The organism is Ruegeria sp. CH5, from assembly GCF_056537025.1.
In genome coordinates, this window is sequence record NZ_JBQFQT010000007.1 from 13,791 (window position 1) to 26,529 (window position 12,739).

General features: G+C 61.3%; 16 protein-coding genes. 11 read left to right on the plus strand and 5 right to left on the minus strand.

What is annotated here, in order from left to right:
• Positions 1–6: 6 nt before the first annotated feature.
• Positions 7–561, plus strand: a complete 555-nt coding sequence (locus ACR0JC_RS17710; protein ID WP_170343518.1) for a helix-turn-helix domain-containing protein — start codon at positions 7–9, stop codon at positions 559–561.
• Positions 558–1,076 carry a GNAT family N-acetyltransferase gene (locus ACR0JC_RS17715; protein ID WP_170343517.1) on the plus strand — a complete coding sequence of 173 codons (519 nt, stop codon included), beginning with the start codon at positions 558–560 and terminating at the stop codon, positions 1,074–1,076. Before ACR0JC_RS17710 ends, ACR0JC_RS17715 begins: the two co-directional genes overlap by 4 nt.
• Here ACR0JC_RS17715 and ACR0JC_RS17720 read toward each other — a convergent pair.
• The 4 genes from ACR0JC_RS17720 to ACR0JC_RS17735 form a co-directional block, all read right to left on the minus strand.
• The gene (locus ACR0JC_RS17720) at positions 1,073–1,711 is read right to left on the minus strand and encodes a nucleoside/nucleotide kinase family protein (RefSeq protein ID WP_170343516.1); all 639 of its coding nucleotides are present in this window, start codon (positions 1,709–1,711) and stop codon (positions 1,073–1,075) included. The two genes, ACR0JC_RS17715 and ACR0JC_RS17720, sit on opposite strands and share 4 nt — an antisense overlap.
• Entirely contained in the window at positions 1,708–2,484 is a 777-nt protein-coding gene (locus tag ACR0JC_RS17725) for an ATP-binding cassette domain-containing protein (protein WP_170343515.1), read from the minus strand. The genes ACR0JC_RS17720 and ACR0JC_RS17725 overlap by 4 nt, the downstream gene beginning before the upstream one ends.
• Positions 2,484–3,557, minus strand: coding sequence for an ABC transporter permease (locus ACR0JC_RS17730; RefSeq protein ID WP_170343514.1), 1,074 nt, complete (start codon positions 3,555–3,557; stop codon positions 2,484–2,486). Before ACR0JC_RS17730 ends, ACR0JC_RS17725 begins: the two co-directional genes overlap by 1 nt.
• Before the next feature lie 114 nt (positions 3,558–3,671).
• Complete coding sequence (locus ACR0JC_RS17735; RefSeq protein WP_093965461.1) at positions 3,672–4,640, minus strand: sugar ABC transporter substrate-binding protein; 969 nt, start codon at positions 4,638–4,640, stop codon at positions 3,672–3,674.
• 306 nt (positions 4,641–4,946) lie between these two features.
• Between ACR0JC_RS17735 and ACR0JC_RS17740 the strand changes: the two genes are divergently transcribed.
• From ACR0JC_RS17740 to ACR0JC_RS17765, 6 genes are all read left to right on the plus strand, one after another.
• Positions 4,947–6,071, plus strand: a complete 1,125-nt coding sequence (locus tag ACR0JC_RS17740; protein WP_170343538.1) for an ROK family transcriptional regulator — start codon at positions 4,947–4,949, stop codon at positions 6,069–6,071.
• Positions 6,072–6,330: 259 nt separating this feature from the next.
• Positions 6,331–6,672, plus strand: a complete 342-nt coding sequence (locus ACR0JC_RS17745) for a hypothetical protein (protein WP_254430836.1) — start codon at positions 6,331–6,333, stop codon at positions 6,670–6,672.
• The gene (locus ACR0JC_RS17750; RefSeq protein WP_170343512.1) at positions 6,669–7,334 is read left to right on the plus strand and encodes a MotA/TolQ/ExbB proton channel family protein; all 666 of its coding nucleotides are present in this window, start codon (positions 6,669–6,671) and stop codon (positions 7,332–7,334) included. The genes ACR0JC_RS17745 and ACR0JC_RS17750 overlap by 4 nt, the downstream gene beginning before the upstream one ends.
• On the plus strand, positions 7,327–7,692 hold the full coding sequence (locus tag ACR0JC_RS17755; protein WP_254430029.1) for an ExbD/TolR family protein: 366 nt from the start codon (positions 7,327–7,329) through the stop codon (positions 7,690–7,692). Before ACR0JC_RS17750 ends, ACR0JC_RS17755 begins: the two co-directional genes overlap by 8 nt.
• A gap of 4 nt (positions 7,693–7,696) precedes the next feature.
• On the plus strand, positions 7,697–8,074 hold the full coding sequence (locus ACR0JC_RS17760; RefSeq protein WP_170343511.1) for an ExbD/TolR family protein: 378 nt from the start codon (positions 7,697–7,699) through the stop codon (positions 8,072–8,074).
• Positions 8,071–9,153: an energy transducer TonB family protein gene (locus ACR0JC_RS17765; protein WP_170343510.1), complete on the plus strand. Its 1,083-nt coding sequence runs from the start codon at positions 8,071–8,073 to the stop codon at positions 9,151–9,153. The genes ACR0JC_RS17760 and ACR0JC_RS17765 overlap by 4 nt, the downstream gene beginning before the upstream one ends.
• Positions 9,154–9,197: 44 nt before the next feature.
• On the opposite strand, the gene ACR0JC_RS17770 is transcribed toward ACR0JC_RS17765, so the two are convergent.
• Entirely contained in the window at positions 9,198–10,112 is a 915-nt protein-coding gene (locus ACR0JC_RS17770; protein ID WP_170343509.1) for a LysR family transcriptional regulator, read from the minus strand.
• Positions 10,113–10,222: 110 nt separating this feature from the next.
• On the opposite strand from ACR0JC_RS17770, the gene ACR0JC_RS17775 reads away from it, so the two are divergent.
• From ACR0JC_RS17775 to ACR0JC_RS17785, 3 genes are read left to right on the plus strand one after another with little or no spacing between them, the layout of a single operon-like run.
• Complete coding sequence (locus tag ACR0JC_RS17775; protein ID WP_170343508.1) at positions 10,223–10,918, plus strand: NAD(P)H-dependent oxidoreductase; 696 nt, start codon at positions 10,223–10,225, stop codon at positions 10,916–10,918.
• Between the two features lie 54 nt (positions 10,919–10,972).
• Positions 10,973–11,749: a CmcJ/NvfI family oxidoreductase gene (locus ACR0JC_RS17780; protein WP_170343507.1), complete on the plus strand. Its 777-nt coding sequence runs from the start codon at positions 10,973–10,975 to the stop codon at positions 11,747–11,749.
• Between the two features lie 13 nt (positions 11,750–11,762).
• Positions 11,763–12,728, plus strand: coding sequence for an LLM class oxidoreductase (locus ACR0JC_RS17785; RefSeq protein ID WP_480764003.1), 966 nt, complete (start codon positions 11,763–11,765; stop codon positions 12,726–12,728).
• Positions 12,729–12,739 lie beyond the last annotated feature (11 nt).

Here is a 12,739-nt window from a genome sequence, read left to right on the forward strand (position 1 = left end):
TGAGAAATGCTAGACAACCTGTCCAGCCGCCTCGCGCGCCACCTGAGCGACCTGCGCCGCAGCCGGGGCTGGTCGCTTGAACAACTCGCGCAGGCCAGCGGGGTCAGCCGGGCCACCCTGTCGCGCATGGAGAAGGCCGAGGTCAGCCCGACGGCCGAGAATCTTGGCCGATTGTGCGCAGCCTACGGACTGCCAATGTCGCGCCTGTTGATGATGGTCGAGGACAGCTTCGAGCCCAAGGTTCCTTACGAACGGCAGATCGAATGGCGCGACCCCGAAACCGGGTTCACGCGGCGATCGGTGTCGCCGCCCTCGGCGGGGCTGACGGGCGAGGTTCTGGAATGTCACCTCCCACCCGGCACAACGATCACCTATGACGCACCGCCTCGTCCCGGGCAGGAACATCACTTGATCGTGCTGGATGGCGCACTGACCCTGACCGTTGATGGAACGTCCCATGCGCTGAACGGGGGTGATTGCCTCCGCTATCATCTGTCAGGCGCGACCCGTTTTGAAACCGAGGCGTCCCGCGGCGCCCGCTACATTCTGGTGCTGATATGATTACACGCCTGACCGAAACGACTTTTGACCAGGCGGTGGAGGATCTGGCGGATATCCTGCATGGCTGCGTGCATACCGGCGCCAGCATAGGGTTCATTCTGCCGTTTTCCCGTGACGCCGCGCGCGCCTATTGGCAGGAGCGCGTGCGCCCTGCGCTGTCAGCCGGAGAGCTGGATCTTTTCGTGGCCTATGGCGACGGACGCATCCAAGGGACGGTTCAGCTGATTCCGGCCGCGATGCCCAACCAGCCACACCGCGCCGATGTGGCCAAGCTGCTGGTGCATCCCGACGCACGGCGGCGCGGGCTGGGCCGCGCCTTGATGGGTGCCCTGCAAGAGCGCGCCGTCAAACTTGGCCGAACCCTGTTGGTGCTCGACACGCGCAGCACCGACCCGTCGCGCATCCTGTACCAAAGCCTGGGCTTTGAAACTGCCGGAGAGATTCCCGGCTATTGCCGCAACCCGTTCGAGCCCGTGTTCGAACCCACCACCTACATGTACAAGGCGTTCGGCTAACGCAGCACCAGGTCGGCCGCGCCCGAGTTCTGCACCACGCGTCGGGCGTTGGGAATGTCGTTGGCGAAGGCTCGGCGCTCGGCTTCGTCGCGCGGCAGGCCCAGCCCGATCCAACGGTCCAGCAGGCGCGCCTCGAGTGTCGGCAGGGGCACGTCCAGAAACACGGTCAGCGCCCACAGGTCGCGAAGATCGTTCCATCCCGGTTCGTCCAGCAGGAGATAGTTCCCTTCGACGATCACCACCTGCTGGTCACGGGTCACGAACGAACAGGCTGCGATGGATTTGTCGAGCACGCGGTCGAACTCGGGCACGGCGACCTCGTCTTCGGCCTGAAGGCGACGCAACAAGGCGTGAAAGCCCGGCAGGTCGAATGTCTCGGGCGCACCCTTGCGCGGTAGCAGATCGCGTGCCGTCAGGATCTGGTTGTCATAGTGGAAACCATCCATCGACAGCAGCCCGGTCGGAATGCCGCGCCCCTGCAGCGCCTGTTGGGCAAGAGCGGCCACGGTGGATTTCCCCGCACCCGGCGGCCCGGCTACGGCAACAAGCTGACGCGCCTCGCCGTCCGCCAGCCCGGCTGCGGCGTCGGCGATCCGCTCGGCCAGCGCCTGCGGCGATGACCCTTCGGTCGTCATGCCGCGCGATCCTGTTCCGGCGGCTCTTTGGCGCCCGTCATGAAGGCCACGGCATCGGACATGGTGTAGTCCTTGGGGTCGATCACGCAGAGCCGCTTGCCAAGCCGATGCACATGGATGCGGTCGGCCACTTCGAACACATGGGGCATGTTGTGGCTGATCAGAATGATCGGAATGCCACGCGATTTCACGTCTTGGATCAGTTCCAGAACCCGCCGGCTTTCCTTGACGCCAAGCGCCGCGGTGGGTTCGTCAAGGATGATGACTTTAGACCCGAACGCCGCCGCACGAGCCACGGCGACACCCTGACGTTGTCCACCCGACAGGGTCTCAACCGCCTGGTTGATGTTCTGGATCGTCATCAGCCCCAGTTCGTTCAGCTTGTCGCGGGCGAACTTCTCCATCGCCGGACGGTCGAGCATCCGGAACACCGAACCCAACGGTCCCTTGCGCCGGATCTCGCGCCCCATGAACATGTTGTCGGTGATCGACAGGGCGGGCGACATGGCCAACGTCTGATAGACCGTTTCGATCCCGGCTTCGCGCGCGTCGATGGGCGAGTGGAAATCGACCTTTCGCCCTTCCAGCCAGATCTCGCCCTCATCCGGGGCGACGGCACCGGAAACCGCCTTGATCAGGGTCGATTTACCCGCGCCGTTGTCGCCGATCACGGCCAGGATCTCGCCCGGCATCAGGTCGAAATCGCAATGATCCAGCGCCGTGACCTTGCCATAGCGTTTGACCAGATTGCGCCCTTTGAGAATGAGTTCCATCACGCTGCTACCTTTCTGATCCACTGGTCCACGGCCACGGCGGCGATGATCAGCATACCGATAAGAAGGAAAGTCCACTGCGCATCCGCGCCCAACAACCGCAGGCCGAGGGTGAACACGCCAACGATCAGCGCCCCGAACAACGAGCCCAGGATCGATCCACGCCCCCCGAACAATGAAATGCCTCCGATCACGACGGCGGTGATGCTTTCGATGTTGGCCAACTGCCCCGAGGTGGGCGAGACCGAGCCGATGCGCCCGATCAGCGCCCAGCCGGCAAAGGCGCAGATCAGCCCCGACAGCATGTAGACCGACATCAGCGTGCGATGCACATTCACGCCCGACAGCTCGGCGGCCTCGGGGTCGTCGCCCACGGCATAGACATGGCGCCCCCACGCGGTATGCCGCAGCGCATAGGCCAGAACCAGGATCAGCACCAGCATGAAGATCACTCCGACCGTGAAAACAGCCCCGCCGACATTGAACTTGGCGCCGAACAGTTGAAGGATCGGGGCGTTGGCCTCGATTTCCTGCGACCGGATGGTTTCATTCTGTGAATACAGGAAGTTGGCGGCCAGAACGATCTGCCACATGCCCAGCGTCACGATGAAGGGTGGTAGCTTGACCCGGCTGACCAGGAACCCGTTCACGGCGCCGATGGCGGTCCCGATGGCCAGACCGCACAGGATCGCCACCGTGGGCGGCAGACCATAGCGGAAGGTGAACTGGCCCATCACCACCGAGGACATGACCATGATCGCGCCCACGCTAAGATCGATCCCGGCGGTCAGGATCACAAGACTCTGGGCGGCGGCGACGATGCCGACGATCTGCACCTGTTGCAGGATCAGGGTCAGTGCGAATGGCGAAAAGAACTTGGCCCCAAGCACGGCGCCGAAAATCAGGATCGCCGCGACCAGAACGATCAGCGGCACCAGCGACGGGTTCACATGCAGAAAGTGTTGGACCGTCCCCATGAAACCGCGGTGGTGATCTTCGAATTCGGCAACTTGTTCCGGGCTGCCTTTGGCCGCGGCTTCGAAGTCGTCGGACTGTCTCGATGTGTCGGACATCAGTGAGGTTCCCCCATGCGTCAAGCTCCCGTCTTGGGGCGACTCTAGCAAAATTTCGGGTGAGGTCGTGGTTCAATTCAGGGGCCGCGCGCTGCGGCCCCTGAAGGGTTCAGATCAGCCCCAGCAGAGGTCCATGCCCTCTTTGACCGAGATCGACTCGACGCCATCGGCCGGCTTGTCCGTCACCAGCGCAACACCGGTGTCATAGAAGTCCTTGCCGGGTGTGTTCTCGGGCTTCACGCCCTCGTCGGCCCATTTCTTGACCGCCTCGACGCCAAGCGACGCCATCAGCAGCGGGTATTGCTGCGAGGTCGCACCGATCACACCGTCGGCCACGTTCTGCACGCCGGGGCAGCCGCCGTCGACAGATACGATCAGCACGTCGTTTTCACGGCCGATGGCCTTGAGCGCCTCATACGCGCCGGCGGCGGCCGGTTCGTTGATCGTATAGACCACGTTGACCATCGGGTCCTTGGCCAGAAGGTTCTCCATGGCTTTGCGGCCACCCTCTTCGTTCCCGGCGGTGACGTCATGGCCCACGATGCGCGGGTCGGTTTCGTCGCCCCATTTGTTCGGGTCGCCCAGGTCAATGCCGAACCCCTGCAGGAAGCCCTGATCGCGCAGCACCCCGACCGAAGGCTGGCTGACTGCCAGATCCAACATCGCGATCTTCGCATTCTGGGCTTCGTCTCCCAGCGTGGCTGCGGCCCATTTGCCGATCAGCTCGCCCGCCAGAAAGTTGTCGGTTGCAAAAGTCGCGTCCGCCGAGTCGATCGGTTCGAGCGGTGTATCCAGCGCGATGACCAGCACACCGGCGTCGCGCGCCTGCTGGACGGCCGGAACGATCGACGAGGTATCGGATGCGGTCAACAGGATACCCTTGGCGCCGTCCAGAATGCAGGTCTCGATCGCCTGCACCTGTGTCTCATGGTCGCCGTCGATCTTGCCAGCAAACGCCTTGAGCGTCATGCCCAGCTCTTCGGCCTTGGCGGTGGCCCCCTCTTTCATCTTCACGAAGAAGGGGTTGGTGTCGGTTTTGGTGATCAGGCAGACCGTGTCCTGCGCGGCGGCAGCGCCTGCCATGGCTGTAAAGGCCAGCGCGGTCGCGCCAGCAAATGTTGAAATCTTCAAGGCTTTTCCTCCCAATATCTCCGATACCCGATGGGCATCTAAGGAGTCCGGACGGAATTCCGCCGGCTCCCATGCGTAAAACCATCCGGTGATTCTCGGGTTCTGTCAATAAATAAATCACTCTTATTTATTATTGACACTGGGTAGGCGCATCCACATTCTTGACTAAAGGAGGAGCGGCCCGTGCCCGACGAACAATCAGCGCAGAGCAATCCGCCCGAGCGTGTTTCGACCGTGCGCGGGACGAACCAAAGTGGCATGCGCGCCCACAACGAACGACTGGTGTTGTCGCTGGTTCGCCGGCACCAGGCGCTCGCCAAATCGGAGCTGGCCCGCATGACCGGATTGTCGGCGCAGACTGTCTCGGTGATCATGCGCCAACTGGAAAGCGATGGGTTGCTGCTGCGGGGTGAGCCACAACGTGGCAAGGTTGGGCAACCCTCAGTGCCAATGCGCCTGAATCCGGATGGGGCCTATTTTCTGGGGCTGAAGGTCGGCCGCCGCAGCACCGAGCTTGTTTTGACCGATTTCCTGGGCAAAGTACGGGATCGCGCGCGCGAGACCTATGATTATCCCACCCCCGATGCGACATTGGATTTCGCCACGGGCACATTGGACAGGATGATACACCAGATGCCGGCAGCATCGCGTGACCGGGTTGCCGGGTTGGGCATTGCGATGCCCTTCTATCTCTGGGACTGGGCGCAGACCCTGAATGTCCCACAAGAAAGGATGGATCCATGGCGCTCGGCCGATCTGCAGGCCAGTCTTTCCCAAGCGCGAAACATCCCCGTCTATTTGCAGAATGATGCCACCGCGGCTTGCGGGGCAGAGTTGGTGTTCGGACCATCCGAAAGACCGCGGAACTTTCTGTATTTTTACATGGGGTACTTCATTGGCGGGGGAGTCGTCCTGAACGGCGTCATTTTTTCCGGGCGCGGGAATGCAGGCGCCTTGGGTCCGTTGCCGGTTCCCGTCGGCTCGGGCGAAGTCAAACCCCTGATCGATGTCGCCAGCCTGTGCGTGCTTGAGCAGAAGCTTGTCGCCGCAGGGCTGGATCCCTTCCACATGTGGGAGACCCCGGACCATTGGGACATGCCGGACACGCTTCTCGAAGCATGGATGGTCGAGGCCGCGAAAGGTCTGGCCTATGCGATCCTGTCTTCCTGCAGCCTGATCGACTTTGAAACGGTGAAAATCGACGGCTGGATGCCCGAGAGCGTTACCGCGCGCCTGATCGAACGTGTCGAGACGCATCTCTCCCGGTTGAACTTTACCGGGCTCGAGCAGCCCTCGGTTCTGGCCGGGTCGGTGGGTCCGGATGCCCGCGCCCTGGGGGCAGCCAGCCTGCCTCTGTCGGACAGATATCTTGTCGAAACCTGAGCGACAGCCGCGGACCTACAAAAGTATTGGCGAGGTTTCGCCTGACGAACGATCACAAAGCCCGCGCCAACCCTTCCCCGTACAGCCGGTCTAAGATATTACAGGCACGGCGCCAGCATTGCTTGGCGGGCTGCAGGTACCACGTGTTCAGAATGAGGTTCTATCATTGAAACTGCGTCACCTTTTACCCGCCCTTATCGCATGGTCAGCCCTCCCCTTTGCGGCCAGTGCGCAATCATCTGACGCCGATGGCGCAGGGTTGTCACTGGAACTCAACGCGGCGCAGGATGTGGGGCAGGCCTGTCGGCTGTCATTTCTGATCACCAACGAAACCGGACAGGCGATCGACAAAGCCGTTTTCGAAACCGTGATCTTCGACACGCAGGGTTCGGTGATAAAACTGTCTCTGTTCGATTTTCGGGATTTGCCGCAGGAGCGCCCGCGTGTGCGCCAGTTCGACCTGCCCGACAGACCATGCGCAACGGTCGGGCGCGTTCTGATAAACGGAGCCAGTTCCTGCGTAACAGGCGGTTCCGAGAGTGATCTTTGCAATTCGGCCCTTTCGGTGACCAGCCGCTTGGAAATGGAGCTTTTGGGATGAACATCTTCAACGCGCTTGGCCAGATCCTTGCACTAGGCGGGCCAGTAGTGGCGATCCTTCTTGTGATGTCGATCCTGACCGTGGCGGTTTCGATCTACAAGCTCTGGCAGTTTGCGGCCTGTGGCGTCGGCCGCCACAGGGTGCTGTCCCAGGCATTGGCGGCCTGGGATGCCGGAGACCACGACACTGCGCGCGAGCGTCTGGCCGCCAGCAGCAGCTACCTTGCCCCGATCGTGGGTGCGGCAATGAACGCCCCGGATACGGCGGGGCTGGACGAACGGCTGGACGCCGAAGCCGGATTGGCGTTGGCCGGGCTCGAGCGCGGTTTCCGGCTTTTGGATACGGTCGCGCAGTTGGCCCCCTTGCTGGGGTTGTTCGGCACGGTTCTGGGCATGATCGAAGCGTTCCAAAGCCTGCAGACGGCCGGGGCCGGTGTAGATCCGTCGCTGCTGGCTGGTGGGATCTGGGTTGCGCTGGTGACAACGGCTGTAGGTCTGGCGGTTGCGATGCCCACATCCATGGTCCTGTCCTGGTTCGAAAGCCGCACCGCGCGCGAGCGGGTGTTCGCAGACAAGGCCTTGCGCACGATCCTGGTACCGACCCAGGCGCTGCCTACAGCAACGACAAGCACCGCGTTTGTCGCCGCGCCGGGACATGCGTAACGCGGCCCCATTCGTTCGGCGCGCCATGTCGATGACACCGCTCATCGACGTGATTTTTCTGCTTTTGCTGTTCTTCATGCTAACGTCGACCTTTTCGACATTCGGAGAAATTCAACTCAGCAGCGCAGCCGCGGGCCCATCAGAGCCCAGCGCCCCGTCGGATCGCGCTTTTGTGCAATTGGGGGCGAACCGCGTGGTGCTGAACGGAGCACCGCTCTCGCTGGATGAATTGGCACAAGCACTGCAGCCCGGGCAGGTGCTCGTCAGTCTTGACGGCGACGTCAACGCCCAACGGCTTGTTGACTTTCTGGTGAAATTGCGCGGCCTCGACGGTCTGTCGGTAACGGTTCTGGAGTGACCCCATGATCCGCCACGACCGCCCAAGCCGCAAGCGCGACTCGACCATCCCGTTGATCAACGTGGTCTTTCTGATGCTGATCTTCTTTTTGATCGCCGGAACCGTTGCTCAACCGTTGGACCCGGACTTGGAACTGGTCAACACATCCGATCTGGATGGCCGCGAACCACCCGATGCACTGGTTCTTCACGCTGACGGGACGCTCAGCTTTCGCGGGACTCCGACGGATCCGCAGACCTACATGACCGGCCGGGGGGAAGAACCCGTGCGGATCGTGCCTGACCGGAACGTTTCCGGGGCACGCCTGATCGAAGTCACCGGCGCCTTGCGCCGTCTCGGCGCCACCGCAGTCTTTGCGGTGACCGAACGGGCGCTCGAATGATCCGGGAATCTCTGTTTGTCGCGGCGCTGGCCGTTGTGCTTTCGGTGCTGCTCCACCTTTTCCTGCTGCTGCCAGCCGCGCGGGATTCTGCGGAACCTGCGACGGCCGGTTCGCAACCGGACACGGTTGCCTTGGGCAACGCGTTCGAGGATCTGGCGGAAACCGCGACCCCGCCCGAGCCGCCAACCCCCGCAGAAGAGCCCGAGCCCGATGTCGAACAGCCGACAGAGCCGGACCGGGCCGAAATACCCGTCAGCGAAACACTGGTCGCCTCGTCGGACCCGCAAAAGGTCAACTCGCCTGATATCGGACAAACCAACCCGGTGCAGCCTGATCAGCCCGTTCCGGAAATAGTTGAGCCGGCGGACTCGGCCGAAAGTGATCGGCAGGCCGCCGATGAGGTGGATGAAACACCCCCCGTCCAAGCCGAAACGCAGTCCGCAGCGGCGCCCGAAGCACCGGTCGAACCCATAGAGGACCCGGTTTCGGAACCAGAGCAACTGGCAGCCCTGCCGGCCCCCTCGCCGATCCCGGACCCCTCAGTGCCGGCGGAGGAGCAGCAACCGGTCGAAAGCGACACCGAAGACGGCGTCTCGGATCTGGCGGTTGCAACATCGATCCGCCCGCGCCTTCCGGACCGGCCCCCTGCTCCGGCCCCTGTACCCGACCAAAGGGCCAGCCGGCTGGACAGTTTTGACAACCTGCGATTTCCCAACAAGCAGATCGACTCGCCGCTGACGACCTATCGCCGACAGGGGGTCGATTCCTTCAGCCGAGGAGGCAACTCCAATCAGTCCGGCGGTCGAGGCCCGGGAAACTCGAATGTCACCAATTACGCCGGGCAGGTTCTTGTCCACCTCAACAGAACTCCGCCGGTCTATGTCTCGGTTCGCGGCTTTGCCAAAGTTTTCTTTGAAATCAACCCGGACGGAACACTGGCCTGGGTCGATATTATCGACAGTTCTGGCTCGACCGAGGTCGACAGGGCCGCCAAGGAACAGGTCCGCCGCGCATCGCCCTTCCCGAAACCTCCGGGCGGGGTCAGCCGGAAGCTGTCGTTCTACTTTCAGAACGGCTAATCGGGCCTTTGCTGCGCTGGCCCGAAGCAACTGGACGCAATCAGTCAGTCCAACGATCTTTCCCACGGAGGCTTCACGCCGATCTCGGTGATCAGAAAATCCATGAAGACCCGCACCTTTGGCGACAATACGTTCGACTTGGGATAGATCAGCCAAAGCACGTTGTCTTCCGCCGCCTCATATTCGGGAAGGACATGACGCAACTTGCCCGAGGCAAGCTCCTCCTGAACGCTCCACAGTGAGTTCATCGAGATCCCCGCCCCTGCCACGGTGGCCAGCTTCTGGCTGAGACCGTCATCCATGATCAATGGACATTTCGTGGCTCCGGGATCGAAACTTGCGACAGCTCCCCGGGCAGTTTTCAGCGCCCGGGCCCGGGTGTGGCGAAATGCAATCAGCCGATGATGCGCCAGATCATCCGGCGTCTTGGGCTCTCCGTGGGCCGACAGGTAATCTGGTGCCGAGCAGAGGATGCGTTTGTCATCCGCCAGCTTGCGCCCCTTGAGGCTGGTATCGATCAGCGGTGCGTTCCGCAAAGCAAGATCATAGCTGCCTTCGATCAGATCAAACTGAGCATCCGACAGACGCAGGTCCAGGGTCACACCCGGATGCTGTTCCTGGAACTTTGCAAGGATCGGAGCAATGTAGAGCTGTGCAAACGTGCTGGGCGCAGTAAACCGCAGTGTGCCGGTGGCTTGGGCCGACCCCTGCCCCAAAGCGGCCAAGGCCGCATTCTCCTGCGCCAGAATCTCGCGCGCATAAGGTAGAAACTCAGCGCCCTCCAGAGACAACGATACTTTCCGGGTCGAGCGGTGAAGCAACTCGACACCCAGCTGATGCTCCAGCTTGGCAAGTCGGGCGCTGGAGACTGCGGGCACCAAACCCAGTTCGCGCCCGGCGGCCGATATGTTCAGCTTGTCCGCTGCAAGCACGAAAAGACGAAGCGCCTGTGTGTCCATAAGCCTATTATACGCAAAATCCGAAAACTGAAACCTGATATCTGCTGTTTCATCGGATTTCTCAAGTGATATTTCTGGCTCCACGGAAGACAAACCAAATGGAGCCACAAATGTCCGTTCGCCCGAACGTTCAGTCACAGATCCTCGAAGCCTTCAATTTTCGGCACGCGACAAAGGTCTTTGATCCCGACCGAAAGATCAGCGACGCCGATTTCGAAACCATCCTTGAGGCTGGCCGCCTGTCGCCCACCTCTTTCGGGCACGAGCCGTTCAAGATTCTGGTCATCCAATCGCCCGACAAACGCGAGCTTTTGCGCGAGTTTTCATGGGGCGCCAATGGCATGATGAACGGCAGCTCCGGCCAGCTGGGGACAGCCAGCCATTTTGGCATCATTCTGGCCAGCACTGCGGCAACCATGACCGCTGGGTCTGATTATCTGCAGGACCACTATCGCAAGGTCAAACAACTGCCCGAGGACGTCATCGAATTGTTCAACGGCGCGTATGGCAAATTCCAGTCAACCGACCATCGCATCACCACTGAACGCGAGATCACCGACTGGTCCGGCAAACAGGCCTATATCGTTCTGGCCAACATGATGACGACCGCTGCTTTGATGGGTATCGATTCCTGCCCCATCGAAGGGTTTGACATGGAACTCACCACCCAGACTCTGGCCGAGCATTTCGGGGTGGATACCTCGAAATGGAAACCCGCGGTGATGTTCGCCTTTGGGTACCGCGCCAGCGATCCGCAATTCCCCAAGACCCGCCGCCCGATGGCCGAAACCGTGAACTGGTTCTGAGCCAACGTCGATAAAGCCAGGGGCTGCGTCATCCGCAATTCAGTGAGGGTACAGATGCAACGAACCGGTATCGTAAACTATCACGTTCACAAACCTGAACGGCAGGCGTTCCAACTGGACGCCGGCGGCATTGTCGGCAACCTGATTTCGCCCGAACTGTTACCGACACAGGTGAACCTGACTGATATGCGGACATCGGGGCAACCCCTGCGCTTTGACCCCGACGGCGTCGAGTTTCTGAATGCGCCCAGTGCCATCCGCGATTTTTACGGGGATCAGTGGAAACGGACCTACGAACACGAGCTCACTCAACTGCTGACCACAAAGATCGGCGTTCGCGAGGTCGTGATCTTTGACCATACCTTGCGCGTGGACGACCCAAAGGCGACGCGCAAGCCGGCGCGCAATGTCCACAGCGATTACAGCACGGACGGCGCTCGGCAACGGCTGGTGGATTTGCTTGGCGCCGAGCGGGCGGCCGAGTGGAGCAAAGGGCACTATGCCTTTGTCAATCTCTGGCGGCCCGTCGATCACACGATCACCAGCGCGCCGCTGGGATTCGTCCGTCCTTCGTCCGTCGACCCAAAAGACTGGATCCTGCTTGACCTGATCTATCCTGACCGCAAAGGGCAGATCATGGGGCTTGTCGGGAATGCACGGCATGACTGGGTCTATCTGTCTCGAATGAACCCGGATGAAATCGCGATTTTCAACATCTACGACAATCGGGGGTTGCCTTCCGTCGCGCACAGCACGCTCGATATGGTCGAGGACCCGACCGTCAACACCATCCGGAAGAGCATCGAGACCCGCACTTTGGTGCGCTACTGAGCAAGGAACCGTCATGTTGGACAAAAACCAAAACCTGTCCTTTGCCCCGATCAACAAGGCCTACGGTCAGGTATTTCGACCAGATCAGCTGACGCTAGGGCTGGTATTGCCGCTTGAGGCCTACCCGGCGGGATCCGAGCCGACGATGAAGGGCCACATGAAGGCCGCGCAATTGGCCGAGTTTCTGGGCTTTGCCGCGCTTTGGCTGCGCGACGTGCCGTTCAATGTTCCAAGTTTCGGGGACCCCGGCCAGATCTTTGACCCGTTCGTCTATCTGGGTGCACTGGCGACCGCGACGGATCGCATTGCCCTGGGGACCGCCAGCATCGTTTTGCCGCTGCGCCATCCGGCCCATGTGGCAAAGGCAGCCGCGTCGGCGGATGTATTGTCCGATGGCCGTCTGCTGTTGGGTGTGGCGTCCGGCGATCGACCGGAAGAGTATCCGGCAATGCGTCAATCCTTCGCCGATCGCGGTGAACGGTTCCGCGACAGTGTCGACTATATCCGTGCAACGGCAACACCCTATCCCAAGCATGAAAGCCTGCAGGGACATCTGCCCGGCGACATTGACCTTCTGCCAAAACCCTCGGGATCGCGCCTGCCGCTGTTGATCACCGGCGGCAGTCGACAATCCCCGGATTGGGTGGCTGAAAACGGCGATGGATGGATGACCTATCCGCGCGATGCGGCTTCACAGGGGCGCGCGGTGGCCGATTACCGGAACCGTCTGAAAGCACTGGGGCAACCGGACAAACCGGTGATGCAGTCGCTCTATGTCGACTTGCTGGAAGACCCAAATGCCCCCGCACGCCCAATACACCTGGGGTTCCAGTCGGGTTCGAATTTCCTGCACCGCTACTTGGCTGAAATCCGTGAGTTGGGGATGAATCACGTCGCCCTGAATCTGCGTTTCAACCAGGCAGCCATCGAACCGACACTCAAACGCCTGGCAGATACGATCTTGCCGGAATTTTCATAAGGAACTTGTCA